General features: G+C 58.3%; 18 protein-coding genes. 8 read left to right on the plus strand and 10 right to left on the minus strand.

What is annotated here, in order from left to right; translation table 11 throughout:
- Positions 1 to 112 precede the first annotated feature (112 nt).
- The 5 genes from GOW60_RS17140 to GOW60_RS17160 are packed head-to-tail and all read right to left on the minus strand — an operon-like array spanning position 113 to position 5,876.
- Complete coding sequence (locus tag GOW60_RS17140) at positions 113 to 1,129, minus strand: Ldh family oxidoreductase (protein WP_171230234.1); 1,017 nt, start codon at positions 1,127 to 1,129, stop codon at positions 113 to 115.
- An 11-nt stretch (positions 1,130 to 1,140) separates the two neighbouring features.
- Entirely contained in the window at positions 1,141 to 1,770 is a 630-nt protein-coding gene (locus GOW60_RS17145) for a DUF3726 domain-containing protein (protein WP_171230235.1), read from the minus strand.
- Positions 1,767 to 3,455, minus strand: a complete 1,689-nt coding sequence (locus GOW60_RS17150; RefSeq protein WP_171230236.1) for a hypothetical protein — start codon at positions 3,453 to 3,455, stop codon at positions 1,767 to 1,769. The genes GOW60_RS17145 and GOW60_RS17150 overlap by 4 nt, the downstream gene beginning before the upstream one ends.
- 4 nt (positions 3,456 to 3,459) lie before the next feature.
- Complete coding sequence (locus tag GOW60_RS17155) at positions 3,460 to 4,434, minus strand: membrane dipeptidase (RefSeq protein WP_171230237.1); 975 nt, start codon at positions 4,432 to 4,434, stop codon at positions 3,460 to 3,462.
- Complete coding sequence (locus GOW60_RS17160; protein WP_171230238.1) at positions 4,434 to 5,876, minus strand: aldehyde dehydrogenase family protein; 1,443 nt, start codon at positions 5,874 to 5,876, stop codon at positions 4,434 to 4,436. Before GOW60_RS17160 ends, GOW60_RS17155 begins: the two co-directional genes overlap by 1 nt.
- A gap of 103 nt (positions 5,877 to 5,979) precedes the next feature.
- On the opposite strand from GOW60_RS17160, the gene GOW60_RS17165 reads away from it, so the two are divergent.
- The 3 genes from GOW60_RS17165 (at position 5,980) to GOW60_RS17175 (ending at position 11,440) form a co-directional block, all read left to right on the plus strand.
- Positions 5,980 to 6,864 carry a LysR family transcriptional regulator gene (locus GOW60_RS17165; RefSeq protein ID WP_171171890.1) on the plus strand — a complete coding sequence of 295 codons (885 nt, stop codon included), beginning with the start codon at positions 5,980 to 5,982 and terminating at the stop codon, positions 6,862 to 6,864.
- Between the two features lie 116 nt (positions 6,865 to 6,980).
- Positions 6,981 to 10,256: an adenylate/guanylate cyclase domain-containing protein gene (locus GOW60_RS17170; RefSeq protein ID WP_171230239.1), complete on the plus strand. Its 3,276-nt coding sequence runs from the start codon at positions 6,981 to 6,983 to the stop codon at positions 10,254 to 10,256.
- A gap of 20 nt (positions 10,257 to 10,276) precedes the next feature.
- The gene (locus tag GOW60_RS17175) at positions 10,277 to 11,440 is read left to right on the plus strand and encodes a hypothetical protein (RefSeq protein WP_171230240.1); all 1,164 of its coding nucleotides are present in this window, start codon (positions 10,277 to 10,279) and stop codon (positions 11,438 to 11,440) included.
- On the opposite strand, the gene GOW60_RS17180 is transcribed toward GOW60_RS17175, so the two are convergent.
- A complete protein-coding gene (locus GOW60_RS17180; protein WP_171230241.1) occupies positions 11,437 to 15,036 on the minus strand; it encodes a flavoprotein in 3,600 nt (1,199 codons plus the stop codon). The two genes, GOW60_RS17175 and GOW60_RS17180, sit on opposite strands and share 4 nt — an antisense overlap.
- 328 nt (positions 15,037 to 15,364) lie before the next feature.
- Positions 15,365 to 16,942 carry a DUF5928 domain-containing protein gene (locus tag GOW60_RS17185; RefSeq protein ID WP_171230242.1) on the minus strand — a complete coding sequence of 526 codons (1,578 nt, stop codon included), beginning with the start codon at positions 16,940 to 16,942 and terminating at the stop codon, positions 15,365 to 15,367.
- A 143-nt stretch (positions 16,943 to 17,085) separates the two neighbouring features.
- Here GOW60_RS17185 and GOW60_RS17190 point away from each other — a divergent pair, with 143 nt between their 5' ends.
- Positions 17,086 to 17,904: a sulfotransferase family protein gene (locus GOW60_RS17190; protein WP_152459706.1), complete on the plus strand. Its 819-nt coding sequence runs from the start codon at positions 17,086 to 17,088 to the stop codon at positions 17,902 to 17,904.
- A gap of 199 nt (positions 17,905 to 18,103) precedes the next feature.
- On the opposite strand, the gene ilvD is transcribed toward GOW60_RS17190, so the two are convergent.
- Positions 18,104 to 19,936 carry a dihydroxy-acid dehydratase gene (gene ilvD / locus GOW60_RS17195; protein WP_171230243.1) on the minus strand — a complete coding sequence of 611 codons (1,833 nt, stop codon included), beginning with the start codon at positions 19,934 to 19,936 and terminating at the stop codon, positions 18,104 to 18,106.
- A 107-nt stretch (positions 19,937 to 20,043) separates the two neighbouring features.
- Between ilvD and GOW60_RS17200 the strand changes: the two genes are divergently transcribed.
- The 4 genes from GOW60_RS17200 (at position 20,044) to GOW60_RS17215 (ending at position 22,983) form a co-directional block, all read left to right on the plus strand.
- Positions 20,044 to 20,607 carry a helix-turn-helix domain-containing protein gene (locus GOW60_RS17200; protein ID WP_171230244.1) on the plus strand — a complete coding sequence of 188 codons (564 nt, stop codon included), beginning with the start codon at positions 20,044 to 20,046 and terminating at the stop codon, positions 20,605 to 20,607.
- The gene (locus tag GOW60_RS17205; RefSeq protein ID WP_152459709.1) at positions 20,604 to 20,873 is read left to right on the plus strand and encodes a hypothetical protein; all 270 of its coding nucleotides are present in this window, start codon (positions 20,604 to 20,606) and stop codon (positions 20,871 to 20,873) included. Before GOW60_RS17200 ends, GOW60_RS17205 begins: the two co-directional genes overlap by 4 nt.
- A 71-nt stretch (positions 20,874 to 20,944) precedes the next feature.
- Positions 20,945 to 21,799: a 3-mercaptopyruvate sulfurtransferase gene (sseA, locus tag GOW60_RS17210; RefSeq protein ID WP_152459710.1), complete on the plus strand. Its 855-nt coding sequence runs from the start codon at positions 20,945 to 20,947 to the stop codon at positions 21,797 to 21,799.
- Positions 21,799 to 22,983 (plus strand): amino acid aminotransferase, encoded by a 1,185-nt coding sequence (locus GOW60_RS17215; RefSeq protein ID WP_171230245.1) that lies wholly within the window; start codon positions 21,799 to 21,801, stop codon positions 22,981 to 22,983. The genes sseA and GOW60_RS17215 overlap by 1 nt, the downstream gene beginning before the upstream one ends.
- A 70-nt stretch (positions 22,984 to 23,053) precedes the next feature.
- Here the strand turns inward: GOW60_RS17215 and GOW60_RS17220 are convergent, their stop codons facing one another.
- Positions 23,054 to 24,376, minus strand: a complete 1,323-nt coding sequence (locus GOW60_RS17220) for an ammonium transporter (RefSeq protein ID WP_171230246.1) — start codon at positions 24,374 to 24,376, stop codon at positions 23,054 to 23,056.
- Between the two features lie 33 nt (positions 24,377 to 24,409).
- Positions 24,410 to 24,748, minus strand: coding sequence for a P-II family nitrogen regulator (locus tag GOW60_RS17225; protein WP_152459713.1), 339 nt, complete (start codon positions 24,746 to 24,748; stop codon positions 24,410 to 24,412).
- Positions 24,749 to 24,947: the final 199 nt, after the last annotated feature.

The following is a 24,947-nucleotide window of genomic DNA, read 5'->3' on the forward strand; positions in this document are numbered from 1 at the left end:
GCAGGCTTAGGGATTGGAGGCGCGTGGCGACACGCTATGACCGTTGTCCCAAGGTCTTCCTATCAGCCATCGCACTCGCGGCAAACCTCATCTACTGGTTAAGAGTCCTGACCTAGCCGGAGCCCAAAATTGCTTCAATCTTTGACAGGGTTGCGGAGTTCACTGCGACTCCCGCTTTGCTTGACGAAAGCCGGCTTTTGCGGCGGCCATCACCGGGCAGATGCGCGCCGTCCTGAGCTCTGACGGACTCAACCAGAGTTGCCATGGCATTTGAAAACAAACCTGCGGAGGATGCCACGGGTTCAATCGCAATGAAGAACTGCCCCGTCTTTGGGGGGCCACCGGCCGTTCCGGAAAAAGGCGATGCGTTCAACCCAAGTGTCGATCCGGTAAGGGCTGCGGCCATGACTTCGGTCAGCAAAGCAACACCCACGCCCTTGTAGCCGCCCGAGGGGGCCATGCTGCCTTTCAGTCCAACGTCAGGATCCGTTGTCGGGTTGCCGTCAGCGTCCAGCGCCCATCCGACGGGAATGGCCTTGCCTTCCCTTGCATGCTTCATCACTTCGCTTTTGGCGATGGTGCTGGCGCTCTGATCTATCAGCAGTGCGGGTTGACCATCCGTTCCCGGTGCAGCGATCGAGAACGGATTGGTCCCGACGACAGGTTTCGATCCGCCCGAAGGTGCGATGGATGCTGGCGCATTGGTGAACCCCAATCCGACCAGCCCCGCCTGGGCCAGCCGATACGTGTGATAGCCCAGCACACCGCAATTGTAGCTGTTTGTAATCGCCAATGCGGCGATGCCCTGTTCCCGTGCCGCAGGGATCAGCGCCTCGAAACCCAGATCGATGGCCGAATGTGCAAACCCGGTTTTGGCATCGACCCGGATGAGCCCCGGACGCGGGGTTTCAAGGGCCGGTTTTGCCTGACCGTCGACCTTGCCGCATTGAACATGCTCGCAATAGATCGGGATATACGCCAGCCCATGGCTGGCCACGCCGTCCGCTTCGGTCGCGGCTGTGGCAACAGCCAAAGGACGCGCGTTTTCGTCGCTTGTGCCGGCGGCCACCAGCGCATTGAATGACAGCTCTTCGATTTCGGCAAGCGAGAGGGTTCTGGTTTCGGTCATCGGGTGATCCTTCAATCGTTGTCTGACAAGCCTGAACCAGCGCCAAGCAGTCGGGATTCTTCAGTTGCGGGGGCATAGGTGCGATGCGCCACAGTGTTGAGGAATTGCCACGCCCCCGGATCCGGGTCAGCGCGGCTGTGCAAGGAACGGGTGGCTTTTATGTGGCCGGTTTCGGTTATCCCGACGCGGTTTGCCCTCTCCATTCCGAAATCTTCACAGCTGAGGTGAACACCATCAGTGGTCGCGGAAACCCCGTCCAATGTGATTTCCACAGTCGATCTCCGCTGTTTCGCCATGGTGGCGACAAAGGGCAGCAACAGAAGAGGTGCGGCAACATTGGAAATCAGAACTTTGCCTTGCGACAGGGCGTCCGGGAAATCTGATAATGCCGATCCGGTCATAAGGGGACACAGATCCCGGGCGCCGGTCCACATGCCGTCCCGGGCCTCTGGGATGTGATGTTCCAGGTGGGGCGCAAATTCCTGCTCAAGCAACTGTGCCAGGATCGCAGGTCCGTCAAACCCCTGGACGCACAGCCATCGGGTTGCTTTCGCGGCTTCCTCCGCCAAACCCCAGGCATATCCAGCCCCACGGGTTGAGCGTTTGGCGGTGGCTTCCACTTCGTTCAACGAGAAGGTCATTGCACAACCCCCGGATAAACCCAAAGATCGGCGTTCGCGGAGTTCAGCTCTTCCGGGTAGGGCGCGCCCGCATACATGCAGATACGCACCCACCGATCCGAACGCGGGTCGAAATGCGTCGCCCCAAAGAAGGACAGTTTGGCGCGCAGCATATCAATGGGCATCACCCGCGCGCTGATCGTGTTGTCTCGAATTTCACCGTAGGGTGCGATACGGCTGATTTGCGCGCGGCGCACGCTGTGGCGGTGTTCCGGATGGCGCAACAGAAACTCTGCTATCGGAGCGTCATCAGGCCAGTTCTGCAACGCTTCGAAAGCCAGGGTTGCATCCCGCGCCGGTGCAAGAGGTTGTTCATAATCCGAGATCGGCTCTTCGAACCGCTCGCCCAGCCGGGGTTCCAGCTTTTCTTCGGATACGTACCAGGCCCGCGCGCAGTTTTCGGCGGCGGCCCAATCAAGGTTCAAAGCCCAGTCAAAGCTGTTCCGGATCAACGCACGCACTGCTGATACCGGCATTGCCCCATCAATCACCTGTGCAGTCGCGTCGGTGTCTGCCATGCAGCTCGCAAGCCCGTCAACAAGCGCGCCGTAAGGTTCAAGGATCAAAGAGGCCAGCAGTTCCTGACCTTCTTCGGTCAGCGCGGTTTCGGACCAAAGGATCAGACGGTTCCAGGGGTGATCCTGTGTCAGGTCATCCTTGGCCAGGTACTTCTCGATTTCTTGCAGATCCGATTTCAGCGCCGCCAGCTTTTCCATCTGCACCGGGTGTTCAGATCGCCACCAGGCGATTGACTGTTTGCAGCGTGCAAAGACATCGCAAAAGACACGTGCTTCATCTTCCGAAGCCGCATCAATGGACCGAACGCGCGAGATCGCCTCCTCGCGCACCATGATCCAGTTGTTGAACAGTACCGGGTGATTGACGATGAACGGCGCCATACCCAGGCCGGTCGAATTCCCGATGCCCAGCCAACGCGCGATGTCCGGATCAAGCTCTGCGGTCTGGTCTTGGCCTTTGACCCGCGCCAAGTGCTGCACCAGATCGCGCACAAAGGCGCGGGTCAGATAGACCGACAGCATCTCGATCTGGAACGGACCGCTGACTTCGGCCCGGCCGGCTGTCTTTTCGCGGTCCGCCGCGCCAAACTTGCCCGAACCATAAACGGCCGTGGTCCGCATCAGATAGCCGACCTTGTAGATCTGTTCGAGGTCGGGTTGCCGCCCCGCGGCAAGCTGATCCACCACATGAGCCCAAAGCCGCACGGAACGGTTCGCCCGCGACAGAGACAGTTCGGCTTCGCTGACGCGTCCGGCTTCTTGCAACGGAACATTCTGCGACAGACGGTCGATATCCTCTGCCGTTGGAATGCCGTCGAACAAGGAGAAGGTGGCATCCCAGGCCTCGGCAATCACCCGGTCCGATCGTTGATCGGGTGGCAGGTCATGGGCAAAGGCGACCAGCGAATAGGCCCGATCGGGGCCTTGCGCGGTATAGACCGCATGGCCCACACCCTTGTTGTCAATTTCGAACGCGGGGCGCGAAAAGCTCCAGTTTTCTTCGGCCATGCGACGCGTCAGCTGCCGCATAAAGCTGAGCCGACATTGGTGCAACGATCCCAAACGTGACAGCCGCATGACCGTGGATGGGTCACGTCTGGCGATCTCTGTCTGCGCGTGTGGTTCCATTTGGTTACCTTTGTGGGACGAAGTTCTCGGCAAAGAACCGATACCAGTTCCCGCCCATGATCCCGGCCACTTCGTCATCATTCAGGCCGGTCGCGCGTAACCCTTTTTCGATGTTGCCAAAGTCTCGGTTGTCCTGAAACCAACCCGGCATCGGTGGGAATCCCGGAGCCGAGGCCGAGCCTTCGCCATAGTCGATCTCTTTTGTCCAACGCCCCACACGCATCCATTCCACGACGCTGTCGGGCTGATCCTGACACAGGTCGGTGCCGATCCCCAGATGTTCGGCCCCGTATTTGTCGGCAGTGCGGGCGATCATTTCGCAGAAGCTCTCCAGCGTGCAATCGGACTTGTCTTTCAGGTGGTGAGGGTAGACCGAAAAGCCCAGCATCCCACCTTTTTCCGTTACCGCGCGGATGATGTCATCGCGCTTGTTGCGCAGGGCCGGGGACCATTCGTGCGGATTGGCATGGGTAATCGCAATGGGCCGGTCCGAGATTTCAGCCGCCTCGATAGTGGAACGGTCCGCCGAATGGCTCATGTCGACCACAAGGCCCACGCGGTTCATCTCTTTGATGACCTGCTTGCCCATGCGGGTGATGCCGGTGTCTTCGGCCTCGTAGCAACCGGTCGCCAGCAGGGATTGGTTGTTGTAGGTCAGTTGCATGAACCGCGCGCCCAGATCGTGCAGGATTTCGACCAGCCCTATATCGTCTTCGATGGGCGACGGGTTCTGAAACCCGAAAAACACGGCAGTTCGATCCGTATTACGGGCCGTGTCGATATCGCTGGCCCACCGGCCTTTCATGATCAGATCCGGGTACTGCTCGAACCAGCGGTTCCATTTCTCGAAATTCAGTACCGTTTCGCGGAAATTTTCATGATATGCGATGGTGACGTGGATCGCGTCCACGCCCCCTTCGCGCAACTGGCGGAAGATCTTTTCCGACCAGTTGGCATATTGCAGGCCATCAATCCGCATCAGACGGGGCCTGCGCTGATATAGGCGGTTTTGACGGTCGTGTAGAATTCAGCCGCCGCCTTTCCCTGTTCTCGGGGTCCGTACGAGCTGTCGCCGCGGCCACCGAAAGGCACGTGGTAATCGGTACCCGCGGTGGGCAGGTTCACCGTCACCACCCCGGTGCGCGCGTTGCGGCGGAAATGGGTGGCGCGGGCCAGCGATTTGGTCACGATGCCCGAGGTCAGGCCGAAATTGGTGTCGTTCACAACGCTCAACGCCTCGTCATAGCTGCCGACCTTGATGACGCTGGTCAGCGGTGCGAACATTTCTTCGCGGTTGATGCGCATGTCGTTGGTGGTGTTCAGGAACACGCCCGGCGACATGTAGAAACCGTCATGGGGCATCTCCAGGCGCTGACCGCCACAGGCCAGCTCGGCGCCTTCGGATTTGCCCAAGTCGACATAGGCAAGGTTTTCATTCAACTGCTGCTGGCTGACGACCGGACCCATCTGAACCCCGTCCTCCAGCGCGTGACCGACTTTCATCGCCTGTGCGCCGGCCACAAGCTTTTCGACGAAGGCATCATGGATGCCGGCGTGAACGACCAGACGCGACGAAGCCGTGCACTTCTGACCGGTGCCGCCGAATGCCCCGCCCAGCGCCAGCGTCACCGCCAGATCCAGATCGGCATCATCCATGACGGCCAGCGCGTTCTTGGACCCCATTTCCATCTGCACCTTGGTCAGGTTCTGGATCGCTGCGGCGGCGATACCTTTGCCCACGGGCACCGATCCGGTGAAGGAAATCGCATTGACCTTGGGGCTTTCCACAAGGCGTTGACCGATGGAACGGCCCGAGCCCATCACCAGGCTGAACAGACCCTTGGGGATGTCTTGCCGCGCGATGATTTCGGTCAGGGCCACGGCCGAGGCAGGGGTGATGTTGGCAGGTTTCCAAACAACCGCGTTGCCATAGCAAAGCGCCGGAGCGATCTTCCACGAAGCCGTCGCGGTGGGGAAGTTCCACGGGCTGATGATGGCAACCACGCCGACAGCTTCGCAGCGCACGTCAATTTCGATGTCCGGGCGCACGGAATCGGCATTCTCACCGATCTGTCGCAGGCATTCGGCCGCATAGTAGGTGAAGAACTGACCGGCGCGGTAGACCTCGCCCTTGCCCTCGGCCAGCGGTTTTCCTTCTTCACGGCTGAGCAGAGTACCGAGCTCCTCGGCGCGGGCCATCAGTTCGTTGCCGATGGCGTTCAGCACGGCCTGCTTGCGCTCCAGCCCATAAGCCGCCCATTCCACCTGGGCTGCCCGTGCCTGATCCAGCGTTGTCTCAAGCTGATCAGCACTGGCCTGCGCGAACATGCCGACCAGATCGGTCAGATCCGATGGGTTGCGGTTTTCGATTTCGCTTTCACCAGCCAGCCATTCGCCGGCAATCAGATTTAGTTTGGTCACGTCGGGCCCCAAATTCGCAAATTTCAGTTTGCGAAAGAATGGAACTTGCTGGCGATATCAGTCAAACTCAAATAACTTTAGAAAACTTCAGAAAGATTGAAGCATGGCCGTGAAAATAGAAATGCTGCGGTGCTTTTGCACTGTGGCCCAAACCGGAAACCTTGCCGAGGCAGCCAGCCGTTTGGGCCGCACGCAATCCGCGGTCTCAATGATGTTGAAACAATTCGAAGAGCATCTTGGCAAGAAACTGTTTGAAGGCGAACGGAAAAACCACCTTTCACCGCTGGGTCAGCAAGTTCTCGAGCTTGCGCTCAAACAGGTGCGGGATTTCGATCAGGCCGTTCAGAATATTGAACTGGCGGCACAGGCCGAGCACGGGTTGATCCGTATCGTATCCGTGCCGTCCGTGGGGGCGTTGGTCTTTCCTGCCCTGCTGGATCATATGACGTCTCGCTTTCCCGGCCTGAAGATCGAGCTGCGCGACGGAGATTCGCAGCAGGTTCTGGATGCGGTTGCCGGCGACACGTCTGATATCGGGATAGCGTCAGGCCACTTTCCGCTGAATGGGGTCAGTGCAGAGCCGCTGTTTCAGGACCGCTTCGGCTTGGTTGCAGCGTCCGATCATCCGCTGATGACACGGGCCGAACCGCCAGCCATTTCCGATCTGGTGGCTCAGCCTTTCGTGCGAAACGCCCTGTGTGACTTTATCGAGTCCGCGCCTTTCCGTGAAGTTCTGGACAGGGCCGAGGTTACCATCCACAACACGCATTCCCTGATCACGACTGTCAGGGCAGGCCAGTGGATCACGGTCCTGCCGCAGACCGTCGCGCAATTCATCCCGGACGCAGTCGCCTTTCGTCCGATTTCAGATTTGCCGGACAGGCGCGAGGTGTTTCTATACGTTCGGGAAAGGTCGCGATTCCGAGAAATCTCGGAGGCCTGCCGTTCATTTGTCCTTTCGAGTGGATTTGGAAATTCAAGCCTGTGAATGCATCAAAAGGGGATTAACCCTGCTCAAAATCACAAATTAATTTGGTTTTTGCAGACTCACGCCCGCTGCCATGCTAGGTTCTCGTTTGAAGTGGGGGACTTCAGAGGGGCGATATGTCTCAAGACCTGAGGGGCTGGTTGAGCGCAAATGGATTAAACGAGTACGCGCAGGCCTTCATTGATAACAAGATCGACTTTTCCATTCTGCCTGATTTGACGGCCGAGGATCTGATCGAAATCGGTGTGACCGCTGTCGGCGATCGTCGGCGGCTTTTGCGTGCCATCGAGCAACTTGATTCCTCGCAGATCGCCACGGAGCCTGAACCCGCAGCGCCGCACGAACCTGCGCGGCGGCAGGTCACGGTGATGTTTGCGGACCTGACCGGGTTCACGAAAATGTCCAGCAAGCTGGATGCCGAGGATCTGCACGCGCTGCTCAACCAGTTCTTCAGCAAAGTGGACAATGTGGTCGAAAAATACGGCGGACGCATCGACAAGCATATCGGTGATGCGGTCATGGCCGTTTTCGGAGCGCCGATCTCACATACCAATGACACGGAAAGGGCAGCACGGGCCGCAGCTGAAATTCATGCGGTTCTTCCGACGTTATCACCGCCACTGTCCTGCCATATCGGTATCTCTTCGGGTCAGGTCATCGCCAGTACGACAGGCAGCCAGTCGCACACGGAATATACAGTGACAGGGGATGGGGTGAATCTGGCGTCTCGGCTGACAGATATCTCAGGGGGCGGCGAGACTCTGGTCTCACATGACATTCAACGCGCGCTGGGCCCGTTGTTCGTTGGCGAATCCATCGGGGTCAAGGCGATCAAGGGGTTGAACGAGCCGGTTGAGGTCTGGCGTCTGGACCGGCTGGCCAGGAACATTCGGACCAGACGGCACAAATTCATCGGGCGCGAGCGCGAGATGTCGATTTTCTCGGCCACATTCGACCGATGCCAACGCCATGGAAAAGGTGAAGTGCATATCGTTCTGGGCGAACCCGGAATTGGAAAAACCCATCTGTCCGAGCAAGTGGCGGAACTGGCGACAAGCCTGTCGTACACGATCCACAACGGCGTTGTGATGGATTTCGGCGCGCGCGAAGGTCATTCAGCCATTCAGACCGTTGCACGCAGCATTCTGGGGCTTGAAGCGTCGGACGGGACGGAAACCGGGGCGGCCGTTGCTAAAGAGGCCATTGCCAAAGGCTGGGTCAGCCCTTCCAACGCTGCGCATCTCAATGCTTTGCTTGAACTCGAGCAGGATCCGGGCCTGGCCGAGGTCTATGCGGTGATGGACAACAAGACCCGTCTGCGGGGGCGGCGTCAGGTGCTGGAGGAGCTGCTTTCCGCCAGCAGTCGGGAATCGCCCCTGCTCATTCAGATTGAAGACATCCACTGGGCAACGCCCGACATCCTGGCGGCGTGTTCTCATATCGCCGCGGTGACGCGGAACACGCCCTGTGTGTTGATGATGACCAGCCGGGCCGAGGGCGATCCGATCGACAGAGACTGGCAGATGGCCACGGATGGCGCGCTGGTGTCAAAACTGGAACTGGCACCGATGGGAGAAGAGCACGTCAGGCAACTGGTCGAAGAGTTCCGGGCCATCGATCGCGACTTGCTGGAAACCTGCGTCCAACGGGCTGGTGGAAATCCGTTGTTTCTGGAACAGCTGTTGCGAAACACGGATGTGCTCAAACAGGAAACTGTGCCGGGTAGTATTCAGGGTATCGTTCAGTCGCGATTGGACGCACTGGATCGCACCAGCCGAACCGCCATTCAGGCCGCATCGGTTCTGGGTCAACGGTTCTCGCCCGAAGTTCTTAATTTCATTCTGGGCGAAGGGCATCTGGACACAAGCAACCTGATCCGCTCGGCGTTGATCCGAGAGGCAGGGCCCGATTTCATGTTTACCCACGCGCTGATCCGGGACGGGTCCTATGCAACATTGGTCAAATCCGAACGTGCCCGTCTGCACCGGCAGGCGGCTCAGTGGTTCGAAGACAAGGATGCAACCTTGCGCGCCCAACATCTGGACCGGGCCGGGGCCAATAACGCGGCACAAGCCTATCTGGAAGCAGCCGACAAATTGATTCAGGCCTTCCGGTTCGATGACGCCAGCCCGCTGATCGAGCGTGCTTTGGAATTGCCGTCCCCGGCGGGTGTCCGATTTGACCTGCTGTGCGCGCGGGGCGAAACCCATCGGTTGCAGGGGTTGTCAAACGAAGCTTTGGACGAGTTCAAAGACGCCGCCCGTTTGGCTGAAACAGACGAGCAAATCGCCCGGGCCCATATCGGGCTTGCGCAGGCGGCGCGGCAAGCAAGCCTGTATCAGGACGCGCTGGAAGCGCTCGACACGGCCGAGGCAGCAGCACAGCGCTGCGGGTCCGAGGAAGATGAGGCCCAGATAAGCTACGTGCGCGGCAACGTCTATTTCCCGCTGGGCCGGAACAAAGAAGCGCTGAAGGCCAACGAGCGGGCGCTCTCGCTTGCCCGCAAGCTGGAATCCCCGCGCCTTGAGGTTGGGGCGCTGAGTGGATTTGGCGACGCCAATTTCATGAAAGCCTCGATGAAGACGGCGGCGGGGTTCTATACCCAAGCCGCTGAAAGGGCGCGCGAAAAAGGGCTGGTTCGGGACCTTGCGGCCAATCTGCACAATCTCAGCGTGGCGCGCAGCTATACTGGGGATGTCGGGCAGGGCCGAGCAGATGCCAATGAGGCGATTGAAATCTCGCAGACCTATTTCGCCTTCGTTCCGGAATGTGTCGCGCAAACATGCCTTGGTGTGGCCGAGACCTTTCTGGGCAGCCTCGACCGTGCGCTGGAAGCCTTTGGCGTTTCCGCCGAAATCGCAGAGCGCGTGGGCGCAAAACGCCTTGAAGCGCAGGCGTTGGAACATCTGGCCAGAACGCAGGTTTATGCTGGTCAGGTCGGGCGCGCACGTGAAACCGGTCTGAGAGCGGTCGAAATTGCGCTTGAACATGGCCGCAACTTTGTTGGACCCAAGGCCCTTTCAGCCCTGGCGATGGCCGAAACGGACCCGGATGAGCAAACGCGCCTTTTGAAACTGGGTTCCGAGATCATCGCCGAGGGATGTGTCGGCCACAGCCATCTGCACTTTTTCCCCGATGCCAGCGCCGTCATGCTGGCGCGTGGTGATTGGGATGCCGCACTTGAATATGCGGAAGGCCTTGCCGCGTTCACCAGGAACGAGCCGTTGCCGATGGTTGACTTGTCCATTCGTCAAACACGGTTGTTGGCCGAGAGCGGAAGGCAGAATATTCCACCGTCAGAGCATAGCGGTTTTGCCGGTATGACCGAGCATTTTGCCGCGATGGGCATTACCCAATCCTTGCTGGGCCGCGCGGATTTTCTGACCGGTTAGGCGGCAAGGCAGGAGGCTGAATGAGCGTCGAAAAAAAGGTTTGGCTTATCTCTGGCCTGCTGACCTTTGGGTTGGCCGCCTTGTTGCTCAAGCTTTGGATCGAACTGAACCATTTCGAGGAAGACCTGACGCAGCTGCCCGATCAGGCTTCGGTAGATGCCTATCTGTGCAGAATGGACGTGGCGCCGGACTATCGTTTGAGAACGGGGATTTTCATAAAGTCGTTCAGCTTTCTGGGCGCCAGTGACGTGCGGCTTACCGGCTATATCTGGCAGCACTACAAGGAAAAGGAACATGATGCGATCCTTCCCGCCGAAGGTGAGGTTGGATTTCTTCTGCCCGAAGCGGTCGATACGGCAAGCGGCCTTGTTGAAGAGGCATACCGCTTGTCACAACCCGACGGCGTCTTGATTGGTTGGTATTTTGAACAAACCCTGCGCCAGAGCTTCGACTACACCAGCTATCCCTTCGATCATAAAACGGTTTGGGTGCGGTTCTCGCCCGCTTCTTTCGAGGTCAATATCGCACTGGTTCCTGACTTCGAGGCTTATCCGGCGACCGGACCGGATGACATTTTCGGGATCGACAACCGGATCGTGATGGGCACGTGGGAGCGAGAGAACACCTATTTCGACTACAAGCTGTCGAAACTGGATACGACGCTGGGCATCCGGCAGAACGCTTACCAGACCAACACGCCCGAGTTGCATTACAACTTCGTCATCAAACGCAATTTTGCAAACGCGTTCATCGTTCACATGATCCCGTTGCTGGTCGTGGTGATGCTGCTGTTCGGTGCGGTCATGACCGTCACGCGCCGCGAGGGCCTGGTAGAGCGGCATGACTTCAGCACGTCCAGCGTGATCGGCACCTGTTCGGTTCTGTTCTTCGTGATCCTGCTGGCCCATGTGCAACTGCGCGAAGGATTCGCCGGATCGCCCGTGATCTATATGGAGTCGTTCTTTTTCCTTATGTATTTCATGCTGTTGGCAGTTTCGATCAACACGTACCTTTTCGCGTCAGAGGCGGTACCGTCGCTGCGGATCATCCATTATCGGGACAACTTGATTCCAAAGGCCGGTTTCTGGCCCTTCGTGCTGCTGTGCATGGTGGCGATCACGGCCTATAACCTCAGCATCAAGGACAGCGCGGAACCGCCACCGATCAGCACGCGGGAGTGTTAGGCCACGGGTTCAAACCCGGGTTTGGGTTCGCCCTGCGCCATATCCAGCGTGTAGTCGCTCACCACTTCGGACGTACCCTCGCGCCAGCTTTTCAGGTATTTTTCCGGATCCGCGATCACATAGGCATATGCGGGTTTCATCGCCCCTTCGACGACGACGTTGATTTTCTTGCGCACATAGACATTCTCGGGTGAGCCGGGGCCGTGATACCCTTCCAGCCTGTCCAGTTCGCCGAGGCCGGATTCGGTGACACGGTAGACCTCTCCACCCACTTGCTTGCCCATCCCCTGCTGATCCACAAGGGTTGCCATGCGATGCAGATACCCACAGTTGGGATTGTCGCAGAATGGTTCCTTCGGGATGATCAGGGGCATTGGTTGCCGGGTGCGCGCCGTTCCCACGAATTCATTCAGGACCGCGCTGTGTGCGTCATGATTGGGGAACCCCTGCTTCAGTGATCCATAGGTGAAATACAGGTAAGAGGGTTCGTTCACCGCCACGAAGCTTTCGTCACGCCCCTGTTCGGGGTCTGCCATCTTCAGGTTGTGATCTTGCGCCCAGGCGTCCAGCATGGAACGGATTTCCGGTTCGATCTGCATGCCCTGAACGAATTCGATGCACGGGGTCGCATCCATGTCTTCAGCCCGCAGCAGGATTTCCACCATCTTCGGTGCCTTGTTCATCACCGCCACATGCAAGGCGGTGAACCCGTGATCGTTGACAATGTTGACGTCGATATCCCTGTCGATCAGGTCCTGGGCGGCCTCATAATCCGGCTTGCCCAGATCATGGCCGCTTTCGCCCAGTTCGCCTTCACCGCCAGCTGCATAGTGCAACAGTGAATCTCCATGGGCCTCGTCCACGATGTTGACGCCCACGACCCCTTCGTCGATGGCACGGAACACGCGCTTCCATTCGTTGATGTCATCGGCGGCGGCGGCCTCGCGCGCCCATTTGCAGACGCGATACTTCTGGTCGTCCAATTCCTCGAACGCATCCGCCAAAGCTTCCATGATCTGGTCCGGCGTTGCCATCATGCCGATGCCCATCCGGCCGTTCGACAGGCGACCTTCGCGCGGTCCGACGAAATCGACCCCAAGCGTCTTGAGCTTGTCGACGTTGTTCTGCGTGGTGATATTGTTCCACATATTCGTATTGCACGCGGGGCAGAGGATCACGGGTTTCTTCTGGTATTGCCAGGCCACGAAGACCGAGGTCAAAAGATTGTCGGCGATGCCATTGGCAACCTTGCCCATCGTGTTGCAGGTGATGGGGGCCACGATGACGCAATCTGCCCAGTCACACAGTGCCAGATGCGAGGCGCGCACCGGCATGTCGAAATTCAAATAACGGAAATTCCACTCGTCATCGTCGCGGTAATAGTCATTGTGGGTGATTTTGGCGTCGATCCGTTCGGCGCCGAAATCCCGAAAGAATTTCTCGGCCGAAACTGACGGGATCAGTTTCACGTTATGCCCTGCGTCGACAATGCGTTCGACAAGCTCGGGGATCTTGTCCGCCGCCGACGACCCGCAGGCGCAGAGCAATACGTTTCGCTTTCCGGCGTTCACTTGATTCATCACCCCCTTGGGGTAGCCGAACGGGTTCTTCTCAAGGCTTGGGGTTTCATTCAGTTCGGATACCGGCAGCCCTTCCTTGCGCATCCTGGCCTGCAATTCACCGGCCTGGATCATGTCTACGATGTCTTCCAGCTTTTCACTTTTGCTGATGCATTTCCCTTTGAAAAACAAATACGGCACGTCCGGTCTTTCGCCCAGCGTCACCAGTTGCCGCCGCATCCTGATCATATTGGGATCGCGCCCGCCCACGTCGATCTGCTTGACGGTTGTTGCCCCGATATTCGAAAGAATGCTGCGCAGCATATAGGACCACGGGTCCTCGTCCTCGTAGAACAGAACCATCGTATTGTGCTTGATAATGCTGGCAACATCGCTTGGGTTTTCGGGCGGTTCGACCTCTTCGATCACCAGCAATGCAGGGTCTTCGAGATCCCGCAGACCACGGAAGATGTTGCTGCGCGGCGCTTGCCAGACCTGCGAGGTTGCCGGGCTCATATCGACTATGGTCACAACGTCTTCATCGTCGTCATAGTCTATGCACAGGCACCAGAACTCTTCGAGCAACGCAGTTTCCCGGAACACGTTGTCCGGCGGGCGGATCGCCTCGATCCCGGTGACGCGATTGAAGTCGATGTTGATCATCAGGTGGCGGTTGCTGTCGGGGGTCAGGCTTTTCAACTGCGCCTTGAACCAGTCTTCGGGGGTTTGGATCGATTTGTCATCGCGGGTCTCAAAGCTGTGGAACGAACTGCTCAGATGCAGGTTCTCGGATTGTCTGATATACTTTTCGACCATGTCGTGCATATCTTTGGCGGTGGCGACCCGGCGGACAGTATCCGTGAACGACACCTGGGCCGCCCGCAGCAACTCGTCCTCGTCCACCCTGTAGTCGCCGTGAATTGCGAGGCTTTCCACCAAAACGCCGATCGAGTTCATGTTGGGCGTCGCCCGGCGGAACAGGTTGCGGCGTTTCTTGGGATCTTTCGCCAGATAACGTGTGCTGTCGACGTAATTGCACCGCTGCTTGAAGGTCTTCAGGTGCGTCTTGACGGCGGCCCGTGCCGAAAACCGCAAAAGGCCGCGGGACCGCATCGAGGTTCCGTCACGATCCGACATGGCTTGCCACAACCGTTCGACGGTTGTCACCCAAAGCTTGCCGTATTTCTCAGGGTGCACATCCATCATATGCACCAGCCCCGTGCTTGGATTGCACTTGGCGATGACGGCAAAATGGCCGCCGGGCATGTTCTCTTTGCCATGGGCCAGACCGACCTGGAAATTCGCGACCAGAATGTCGTTGTCGCCGCCCAGCCGGTTGGATTCGTCGATCGCCTCAAGCAGCAGCGGCACACTGGTTGTGTCTGCGTCCATGAAATAGGCCTGAACCTGAACCCTCTCGCGCAGCCCCTGCGTGTGAATGTAGGTGCAGGCGACGTCGAAAAGCTCGCCCAGCGAGATTCCGTCGTTCACGACAAAGGACGAGGGCAATGCGCATTCGCGGAAGATGTCATTCACTTCGCAGCTGAACCCCAGCGCCGACATGCTGAGAGCGGCCGCCGTGACGCTGCAACAATTGATCGGCTGCTGAAAATTCTGCAACTGAACGCTGACCAGATCACCAAACATCGTTGCAAAACAGGGTTGCCGGACGCTCTCTGGTATCTGAAGCCAGTTTTGGCTGGACAGATACGCAAGCCGGGTTCCATCCAGCGCAAGCGCTTCAAGGCTGACAGGGATATCCGAGATCTGAAGGTGTTCTTCATAGAAGTAATCACCGACATCCGCGCTGGCCAATGGTTTCCCGTTCTGGCGCAACTGAACCACGCCACGCAGCACGATATACATGCCGTTCGCTGGCAGAACCGCGTTTCCGGTCACCTCGATACATTCGAATTGTGGGTTGATGACGGCTGGGTCGGCGATCTGAGCCTTGCCCGGAAGAACATCATATATCATCTTCCAGTCTGCGTCGCTTGGGGTGTAAGGTCTGGATTTGGAAATTTGATCTATGGTCACAACTGTGTCCCCCCGGAGTTGCGTTGCAATACTTCAATCTTCGGTCAGCCAGTGCCTCTGGTTCTTCGAAGCTCGGACACCGGTCATTCAGAATAAAAGACCTGCCTGTTTTCCGTGTTTGTTCCTGGCAAGGGCCGTGTTGCTGATGGAAAAAGTATGAACAAAATGGCCCAATTGGCTGCACAGTATCCGATATTTGAATAAAAATCACGAGTGCAGTTGCAGCGGCTGCTGCCTTGCGTGGCGGAACACCTGCCATCCGCGATTTGGATTGCGCGGGTCACGGGTGCCAGCCTTCGGGCAGACAATCTGTGAAGGGCTTTGGGGATCAGTCGAGGAAAAGGTAATCCAACTGCATAATGGCTTGGGCTTTGTCTTCACCAACCCCAAGAAACTTGGCAATAACCGCTTCATTGTCGGCGCGCGTGGCTGTTTCCCGTAGGCGCAGGTAATTGTCCAGCCGGGCGGCGCGGATCCGTTCGGATTCATAACCCAGATCGTTGCGAAGGGTCGGCAGCAAGGAAGCAACGGTTTCCGTTGGGCTGTTGTCTCCGGCCAGCCCGACGCGACGCGCGTGGCCGATCAGATAATCGTCCGAGTATTCGCATTCTATCTCAAGCACGTGGGTTTTGGCTTGGTCGCCGCAGAAATCCTCGAGCGCGTCAAGATAGGCCGGGTCAAGGCACAGCACCAGCTGATCCGACCCGAAACTGTCGAACAACAGGCGCAGAACGGCGCGCCGGTGACGAGAGCGCTTAGTCAGTGTGGATTCGATCCCGCCCAGGTCCGGCAGCAACGTTTTTTCTTCGTTGAACAGGTATTCTACGCAAGGAATATCCGTTTCAGATGCGATCTGATCCACAAGACGTTTGGCGACATGCCATTTCTTGCAGACGATCACGAACAGTTCCCGTTCCGGGCCGAGTACGCTCCCGGCTTCCCAGAAGCGTTGTCCGAACCGGCGGCCGATGCGTCCGCGGCCGGTGAGAAACGCGTACAGATTGCGCCCCTCGTTCGAGATCGGGAAATCGACACCCTCACTGGCATAGAGCGAGCCGAGCCGGGCCTTCAACTCATGCGCCTCGGCGCTGATCTTGCGGGCGAACAGATAATCCTGGCCCAGCAACATGTCATAATGGTCATTGTAGAACGTGACCGGCATTCCATAGTCCGAGAACATCAGGAATGTCGGCGTTCGGTTTTCAATCTCGTTTTTTGGGATCAGGTGACGCACCAGCGTCTGAAAGAAGGTTTCATCAGGGATCCACGTGGTCGAAAAAAAACGGATCACATCCCGGCGCTGACGCAGGAAATCCAGAATCATTTCGACGGTTCTACGACGCAGGCACCACCATTGGCTGCCAATCATCATCTGAATGTCCTGGGGGATGTCCCGCGTCAGACCGAGGCGCTTTTGCAATTCATAGGCGGCATAAAACAGCTTGGACTGCGTACGTTCGTTGAAGTAGTGGCGATAGATCAGCCGGTCTTCCTTCATGCCGGTCTTGATCCAGTTGCTTTCAAAGAAATCGTGACTTTCGATGAAATCCTTGTCGTTATCGTCGAGGTAACGGTGCGTGTATTCAGCGGTTTTAATCGCCATGCAGTCACCAGACAGCATGTAGAAATGTGTGGCGCGCGGGAAATTTTCCACGGCGGCTTCCAGGGCGTTCAGCGTGGCCCGGACCAGCGACCATTCTCCCCAACCGCATCTGACGCGTTTTTTTGCAAAGGTCACATTGGGGTTCTGATCCAGTGCGGAACGAATGCGCTCATAGGCTTTGGCGCTGGCGCTGGCGTCAAAATGGATGGCCATGCAATCGCTGACAGCGGTCAGTTGTTCGGCCTGTGCAATGATGGCTTTAGGGTCCTTGTGACACAGCAATATATAGGCGACTTTTGCCATTGAGATTACGCAATATCCGTTTCTGCCTGATTTGAACCGTGATACTGAGGATGAACGATTGAATAAACAGAATAATTTTGGTTCTTTGTAACCAAAAGCTGGCGTATCGCATCGAGACCTGGCCAGCGGAGGAGGCGCAGCAGATGGGGTTTCCCGGTACCTGGATGACCGAGAGCGAAAGCATGGTGTACCGCGTGGTGCCCAAATGTGCCTGCTCGACCATTGGTCAGATCATGTATTTCTCGGATCATGGTCAGTTCTTCGACGGTGATATCCATGATGCCAAGGACGGCATGCACAAATGGGCATTTGATCAGAGCCAGGAGCTGATCTCGAACAATGTGCGCAATCACGCGTCCTATTCGTTCACTTGCGTGCGCAATCCCTACACCCGCATCCTCAGCTCATTCTTTGACAAGATCTGTGGCATTCAGCGCAACGGCAAGAGATACCGCGGCAATCTGGTGCCGACGCTGATCTATAACTACGGGATCGAAGTAGGCGGAGATGACGGTAAGGGCGAGTTCGACCAGATCGCCAGCTTCCGCCGGTTTCTGCTGTTTGCACGTGACACCATCCGGTGGCGGCGCCCGATGGACCCGGACATTCACTGGTCTGCGATGTCAGGCCACGTGTCCACTTTCATCGTGAATGGCGGTCACTATGACCGGATATTCTGGACAGAAGCGTTCAATGACGGGATGCAGGATGTTCTGGACAATGTCGAGCTGAAGCACCCGGTCAATTTGTCCGAGATTCCACGGTTCAATGAATCCGAAGGGCACGGGCCAAAACGTGCGCATCCGGTCGAGGACTACTTTGACGATCTGTCAATGCATCTGGTCTACGAGATCTACAAGCAGGATTTCGAGCTGTTCAAATACGACTTCGAAAACCCAGCCAACAAGATGCCGATCGGCGAAATCGATCTGGACGAAATCCATGCCAAACTGGGCGACTGACGGTGGGGTGCTCCCGCCCGTCGTCGTTTTTTCTTGCGAAACATCTCCTCCGGTTGGGCCCGGCGCCGCGCGTTGCGCGGCGCCGGGCCCAAGGCCAAACGTGGCATCAGCGAAGCTGATGGTGCGATTTGGGCGCGGGAGCTCTTGAGGGCGGTTGATGACCCGGCGCACCGCCTCGGCAAGCCGGTTGCGCAGGTGTTCAGATTTGGCGCACAGCCCCTTTTGCTGCGCTGGTCGTCAGCTTGGCATAGGCCTTGAGCGCGGTTGACACCTTGCGCTTGCGCGGCGCGGCGGGCTCCCATCCCTGTGCGTCCTGTTCTTCGCGGCGGGCGGCCAGTTCTTCGTCTGACACAGCCAGATGAATGGTGCGGTTGGGGATGTCGATCTCGATCGTGTCGCCATTCTGCACCAGGCCGATTTCACCGCCTTCGGCCGCTTCGGGTGAGACGTGGCCGATCGACAGGCCTGAGGTGCCGCCCGAGAAGCGACCATCGGTCAGCAACGCGCAGGCTTTGCCCAGGCCCTTGGACTTCAGATATGACGTCGGATACAGCATTTCCTGCATCCCCGGGCCGCCACGCGGACCTTCATAGCGGATGACGACCACATCGCCTTCTTTCACCTTGCCCGTAAGAATGTCGTTGACCGCCTGATCCTGACTTTCGCACACGTAGGCCGCGCCGGTGAATTTCAGGATATTGGCGTCCACGCCAGCAGTTTTCACGATACAGCCGTCGCGGGCGATATTGCCGAACAGAACGGCCAGACCACCATCCTGGCTGAACGCGTGTTCTTTCGAACGGATCACGCCGCCTTCGCGGTCGGTGTCCAGTTCCTTGTACCGGTTCGACTGGCTGAACGCCTGTGTGGTGCGCACACCGCCGGGGGCGGCCTTGAACAGCTCCTGCGCCTTTGGATTGTTGGCGATCTTGATGTCCCAGTTGGCGATCGCTTCGCCCATTGTGGCCGAATGTACCGTGTTGCATTCCTCGTGCAGCAGGCCTGCGCGGCTGAGCTCTCCGAGGATCGAGAAGATACCTCCGGCGCGGTGGACGTCTTCCATGTGCACATTTTCGGTGTTGGGCGCGACTTTGCACAGGCAGGGAACGCGGCGGCTCAGGCGGTCCATGTCGGACATGGTGAAATCGACGCCACCCTCATGCGCAATGGCCAGCAGATGAAGCACCGTATTGGTGGATCCGCCCATGGCGATGTCGAGGCTCATGGCGTTTTCGAATGCTTCGAAGGTGGCAATCTCGCGTGGGAGAAAACCTTTTTCATCCAGATCGTAATGGCGCTTGGTGATCTCGACGATCCGGCGGCCTGCTTCAAGGAACAGCTCTTTGCGGTCGGCATGTGTCGCCAGTGTCGAGCCGTTGCCCGGCAGGGCAAGACCCAGCGCTTCGGCCAGACAGTTCATCGAGTTCGCAGTGAACATGCCAGAACAGGACCCGCAGGTCGGGCAGGCATTCTCTTCGATATGTTGAACCTGTTCGTCGGTGAATTTGTCGTCCGCCGCGGCGACCATGGCGTCGACGAGGTCGATCTTCTTGGCATCCAGATCTGCGATATCGATCTTGCCGGCCTCCATCGGCCCGCCCGAGACAAATATGGCAGGGATGTTCAGGCGCATCGCGGCCATCAGCATGCCGGGGGTGATCTTGTCGCAATTCGAAATGCAGACCATGGCGTCGGCACAATGCGCGTTGACCATGTATTCGACCGAATCCGCAATGACTTCGCGCGAGGGCAGCGAATACAGCATCCCGTCATGGCCCATTGCGATGCCGTCATCCACCGCGATCGTGTTGAATTCTTTTGCAACGCCACCGGCGGCCTCGACCTCGCGCGCAACCATCTGACCCAGGTCCTTTAGGTGGACGTGACCGGGCACGAACTGGGTGAACGAGTTGACGATGGCAATGATCGGTTTGCCAAAATCATCGTCTCCCATGCCGGTGGCGCGCCAAAGGCCGCGTGCGCCAGCCATGTTGCGGCCGTGGGTTGAGGTTCTGGATCGGTACAATGGCATGATGCTGTTTCCCTGTTGCCTCGGGTTGCATGTCTTGGGGCTCGTACGTTATAGCGCACGTACCACATGTGCGCTATAACGCACAAGAGGATTCGCGGGACGATGAGATGGACTCTGACGATATAACGCTGAAACTGCGAGACGTGCGTGCGGCATCGGGCCTGAGCCTGTCGAAAGTGGCCAAGATGACGGGCGTGAGCAAAGCCATGCTGGGGCAGATTGAGCGCGGCGAATCCAGCCCGACCATCGCAACGCTGTGGAAAATTGCCAAGGGGTTTCAACTGCCGCTCAGCGCGCTGATCGATACGATGAACGGGGATCCTTCGGTTTTTCAGACCGTAACTTTCCCCGGCACGATCGAGGTCAAGATCGTCTTTCCATTCGATCCCGCTCTGGGGGCCGAGACGTTCCACGTCAACCTCAAGCCGAACCAAAGCCACGAGTCGCCCGCCCACGCGACAGGCGTGACCGAGGAGGTCTTTGTTCTGAACGGCACGCTTGAGATCCTGCGCGGAGACGAGTGGGTTTCCCTACAGGCCGGGCAGGGGTTGCGTTTCGCGGCCGATCTTCCGCACGGGTATCGCGCCGGTCCAACGGGGGCGGCCTTTCTGAACATGCATCATTACGCCCAACACACCGAATTTGTAGAGAACGGCAAGGCCCATTCATGACCGCATTTTTCGACAGCCTGACCATCGTCGACGCCATCGGCTCTTTCGGGGCCTTGATCGTGGTCGCCGCGTATTTCGCAACACAGATGCGTATGATGAACTCGGATGATCTGGCCTTTCCGGTGATCAACCTGCTGGGCTCGGTGCTGATCGTCTATTCCCTGCTCCAGAATTTCAATCTCGCGTCAATGTTGATCGAAGGGTTCTGGATTCTGATCAGCCTCATTGGGATTATCCAACATTTCCGCCTGCGCAGCGCCAAGTGAGCGCTATCCAGCCTTGAACCCCTATGCCGCCGGGTATAGGGAAAAATCAAGCGCGCTTAGGGGAGGCTTTGATGCAGGACGATCCAAAAACCCTCGTATCCACCGAATGGCTGGCCGCGCATATGAAGGATCCGGATCTGCGGATTCTGGACGGGTCGTGGTACTTGCCCGCGCAAAATCGTGATGCACGGGCGGAATATGACGCAGGCCACATCCCCGGGGCGCGGTTCTTTGACATAGACGAGATATCAGATCACCGTTCCGACTTGCCGCATATGGCGCCTCCGGTCGAGAAATTCATGTCGCGCCTGCGCGCTATGGGTGTGGGTGACGGTCATCAAGTCGTGGTTTACGATGGCGCTGGGCTGATGTCGGCTGCGCGCGTCTGGTGGCTGTTCCGTCTGATGGGGCAGGAAAACATCGCGGTTCTGGATGGTGGTTTCCCCAAATGGCAGGCGGAAGGGCGCGAGGTTGAAGACCTGCCGCCGGTCATCCGTGATCGTCATATGACCGTCCGGGTGCAAAATCAGCTTGTCCGGGACGTCACGCAGGTTTCCGCCGCCGCCAAGCTGGGTGATCATGAGATCATCGACGCCCGCTCTGCCAGCCGGTTTTCCGGGGCCGAGGCCGAGCCGCGCGAGGGGCTGCGCTCGGGGCATATTCCGGGTTCACGCAATGTCCCCTTTGGCCAGTTGCTGAACGCCAATGGTACCATGAAGTCGCCGGAAGAGTGCCGCGCCATATTCGAGGCCGCGGGCGTCGATCTGTCGAAACCGGCGATCACCTCGTGCGGGTCTGGCGTGACCGCCGCGATCCTCAGCCTTGCGCTTGAACGCATGGGCAAGAAAGACCACTCGCTTTATGACGGCTCATGGGCTGAATGGGGCGCCTTCCCGACCCTGCCCGTCGCAACCGGAGAGACCTGATGTTCGAGAACCTGAAACCGCAGCCTGCCGACAAGATCCTGGCGCTGATGCAGATGTACCGCGAAGACCCGCGCGATCAGAAGATCGACCTGGGCGTCGGCGTCTACAAAAACGCGGAAGGCATCACCCCGGTCATGCGCGCCGTCAAAGCGGCCGAGCAGTGCATCTGGGAAGAGCAGGAAACCAAAGCCTATACCGGGCTGGCCGGCGACCCGGCCTATGCGGATGCGATGATCGGGTTGATCCTCGGCACGTCGGTTGAGCGCGGCAATATCGCCGCCGTGGCGACGCCGGGCGGCACCGGCGCCTGCCGTCAGGCGTTCGAGATGATCCGTATGGCCAACCCGTCGGCCCGCGTCTTCGTGTCGAACCCGACATGGCCGAACCACTTGTCGATCCTGAACTACCTGGGGATCGAGACGGTTCCATACCGCTATTTCGATGGCGACACACGTGGCGTCGATTTCGACGGCATGATCGAAGACCTGAAGACCGCCAAAGCGGGTGACGTGGTTCTGCTGCACGGTTGCTGTCACAACCCGACCGGCGCCAACCTCAACATGGTTCAATGGCAGGAGGTCGTGAACCTGATCAACGCACTTGGACTGGTTGCGATGATCGACATCGCCTATCAAGGCTTCGGCGACGGTCTGGAAGAGGATGCGCAAGCAACACGTCTGGTCGCGTCTTCGGTCAAGGAATGCCTGATAGCGGCGTCATGCTCGAAGAATTTCGGCGTGTATCGCGAACGCACCGGTTTGCTGATGGCCATCAGCGCTGATGCCGGGCAGACCGCTTTGAACCAGGGTACATTGGCATTCCTGAACCGCCAGAATTATTCCTTCCCGCCCGACCACGGCGCGCGTGCTGTGACCACGATCCTGATGGACGAATCCCTGCGCGTCGACTGGATGGCCGAACTGGAAGAGGTGCGCCTGTCAATGCTGGGCCTGCGTCGCCAACTGGCCGACGAACTCCAGCGTCTGAGCGGTTCGGACCGCTTCGGTTTCATCGCCCAGCACCGCGGCATGTTCTCGCGTTTGGGTGCGGCCCCGGAACTGGTCGAGAAACTGCGCGTTGAACACGGTATCTACATGGTTGGCGACAGCCGCCTCAACATCGCCGGTCTGAACGCCAACACCGTTCCGATCCTTGCGCAGGCGATTGTCGACGTCGGCGTCTGATTTTCAGGCATTACCAAACAAGAAACCCGGGCACGAATGCCCGGGTTTTTTTGTTTGGGTGGAAGTGGGATCAGCCTTTCGAGAACTCGGGATAGGCTTCCATGCCCAGTTCGCCCATGTCGAGCCCGTTGATCTCTTCTTCCTCGCCCACCCGCAGGCCGACGGTGGCCTTGAGGATCGAGAACAGGATGAAGCTGACCACGAAGACGAAGATGCCGATGGCCGCGAAGCCGATGATCTGGGTCACGAAGGACGCATCACCGTTGGTCCATGCCACGATGAAGGTGCCCCAGAAGCCCGCGATCAGGTGAACCGGGATGGCGCCGACCACGTCATCAATCTTCATCTTGTCCAGCAGCGGCACGGTGTAGACCACGATCACGCCGCCGATGCCGCCGATGATCAGCGCCTGGAACAGCGACGGTGCCAGCGGTTCGGCGGTGATCGAGACCAGCCCGGCCAGCGCGCCGTTCAGAACCATGGTGAGGTCGACCTTGCCATACATCACCTGTGTCAGGATCAGGGCGGCGACGGCACCGGCGGCGGCGGCCATGTTGGTGTTGGCGAAGATACGGCTGATGTCGGCCATGTCACCGATCGTGCCCATGGCCAGCTGCGAGCCGCCGTTGAAGCCGAACCAACCCAGCCACAGGATGAACGTCCCCAGGGTTGCCAGCGCCAGGTTCGAGCCGGGGATAGGCACAACTTTGCCTTCCTTGTTGTATTTACCGATGCGCGGGCCCAGTACGATGGCACCGGCCAGAGCTGCGAAGCCACCTGCGGCGTGAACCAGGGTCGAGCCGGCGAAGTCGCTGAAGCCCATCTCGGACAACCAGCCGCCACCCCACTGCCAGGACGCTTCGATCGGGTAGATGATGCCTGTCAGGACGATCACGAAAAAGAAAAAGGGCCACAGTTTGACGCGCTCGGCCATGGTGCCCGATACAATGGACGCGGTGGTGGCGCAGAACATCAGCTGGAAGAAGAAGTCCGATCCGACGGACGCATAGGACAGGTCGGTTTCGACACCTGCCAGACCAACCGGTTCCAGTGAGGTTGGCGAGAACGCGCCCAGAATGCCGGTGATCGTCCAGCCGTCGCCCGGATACATCAGGTTGAAGCCCACCAGCCAGTACATGATGGCTGCAAAGGAAAACAGGCCCATGTTCTTGATCAGCTGCATGGCAACGTTCTTGGAACGCACCAGGCCGGCTTCGAGCATGGCAAAGCCCGCGGCCATCCAGAATACCAGAAAACCGCCGACCAGAAACAACAGCGAAGTCAGGATGTATTGCGTATGCTGCGCAGTCTCGCCGGTGGCCTCTTGCGCCAGGCCCATCTGCGGCAGCGCGACGATCGCCGCGGCAGGAATGAGAGATTTCATCAGGTTCATGTTCAGTCCTCGAATGATTGTCGGTCGCGGCGCCTACAGCGCCTCTTCGTTGGTTTCCCCGGTCCGCACGCGCAGCGCCTGCTCGACATCGAGGACGAAAATCTTGCCGTCGCCGATCTTTCCGGTCTTGGCGGTTTTGGTGATGGTCTCGACGATCTGGTCGGTCATCGCGGCAGGCACCACGATTTCCAGCTTGATCTTGGGCACGAAGTTCACCGCGTATTCGGCCCCCCGATAGATTTCGGTGTGGCCGGATTGCGAGCCGAAGCCCTTGATCTCGGTTACCATCATGCCGCGCACGCCGGCTTCGGTCAGTGCTTCGCGCACCTCCTCCAGCTTGAACGGCTTGATTGTCGCAATGATCAGTTTCACGTCTTTCCCCTCTGGTTCTCCGGTGGAACCGGTTTGTTTGCACCTGCAGAAAAATGCGCGACTGATCGTGGTAAGAAACGGCTCTTGAGGGCCAAAGGATCGCCAAACGGCGAAAAGTTGCACATTATTTGCACAAAATAGGCACGCTGATTAAATAATAGGCAGTATTGTGAGGGGAAATTTCGGAAATTCGGACCTC

The sequence above is a fragment of the Ruegeria sp. HKCCA4008 genome (genome assembly GCF_013033125.1).
GTDB lineage: Bacteria > Pseudomonadota > Alphaproteobacteria > Rhodobacterales > Rhodobacteraceae > Ruegeria.

What these genes read in the sequence shown, in the direction of transcription:
- GOW60_RS17190 (WP_152459706.1), top strand. Translation starts at nt 17,086, where the DNA reads ATGGGGTTTCCCGGTACCTGGATGACCGAGAGCGAAAGCATGGTGTAC.
- GOW60_RS17150 (WP_171230236.1), bottom strand. Translation starts at nt 3,455, where the DNA reads ATGGAACCACACGCGCAGACAGAGATCGCCAGACGTGACCCATCCACG.
- ilvD (WP_171230243.1), bottom strand. Translation starts at nt 19,936, where the DNA reads ATGCCATTGTACCGATCCAGAACCTCAACCCACGGCCGCAACATGGCT.
- GOW60_RS17140 (WP_171230234.1), bottom strand. Translation starts at nt 1,129, where the DNA reads ATGACCGAAACCAGAACCCTCTCGCTTGCCGAAATCGAAGAGCTGTCA.
- GOW60_RS17185 (WP_171230242.1), bottom strand. Translation starts at nt 16,942, where the DNA reads ATGGCAAAAGTCGCCTATATATTGCTGTGTCACAAGGACCCTAAAGCC.
- GOW60_RS17155 (WP_171230237.1), bottom strand. Translation starts at nt 4,434, where the DNA reads ATGCGGATTGATGGCCTGCAATATGCCAACTGGTCGGAAAAGATCTTC.
- sseA (WP_152459710.1), top strand. Translation starts at nt 20,945, where the DNA reads ATGCAGGACGATCCAAAAACCCTCGTATCCACCGAATGGCTGGCCGCG.
- GOW60_RS17215 (WP_171230245.1), top strand. Translation starts at nt 21,799, where the DNA reads ATGTTCGAGAACCTGAAACCGCAGCCTGCCGACAAGATCCTGGCGCTG.
- GOW60_RS17205 (WP_152459709.1), top strand. Translation starts at nt 20,604, where the DNA reads ATGACCGCATTTTTCGACAGCCTGACCATCGTCGACGCCATCGGCTCT.
- GOW60_RS17170 (WP_171230239.1), top strand. Translation starts at nt 6,981, where the DNA reads ATGTCTCAAGACCTGAGGGGCTGGTTGAGCGCAAATGGATTAAACGAG.
- GOW60_RS17200 (WP_171230244.1), top strand. Translation starts at nt 20,044, where the DNA reads ATGGACTCTGACGATATAACGCTGAAACTGCGAGACGTGCGTGCGGCA.
- GOW60_RS17220 (WP_171230246.1), bottom strand. Translation starts at nt 24,376, where the DNA reads ATGAACCTGATGAAATCTCTCATTCCTGCCGCGGCGATCGTCGCGCTG.
- GOW60_RS17165 (WP_171171890.1), top strand. Translation starts at nt 5,980, where the DNA reads ATGGCCGTGAAAATAGAAATGCTGCGGTGCTTTTGCACTGTGGCCCAA.
- GOW60_RS17175 (WP_171230240.1), top strand. Translation starts at nt 10,277, where the DNA reads ATGAGCGTCGAAAAAAAGGTTTGGCTTATCTCTGGCCTGCTGACCTTT.
- GOW60_RS17145 (WP_171230235.1), bottom strand. Translation starts at nt 1,770, where the DNA reads ATGACCTTCTCGTTGAACGAAGTGGAAGCCACCGCCAAACGCTCAACC.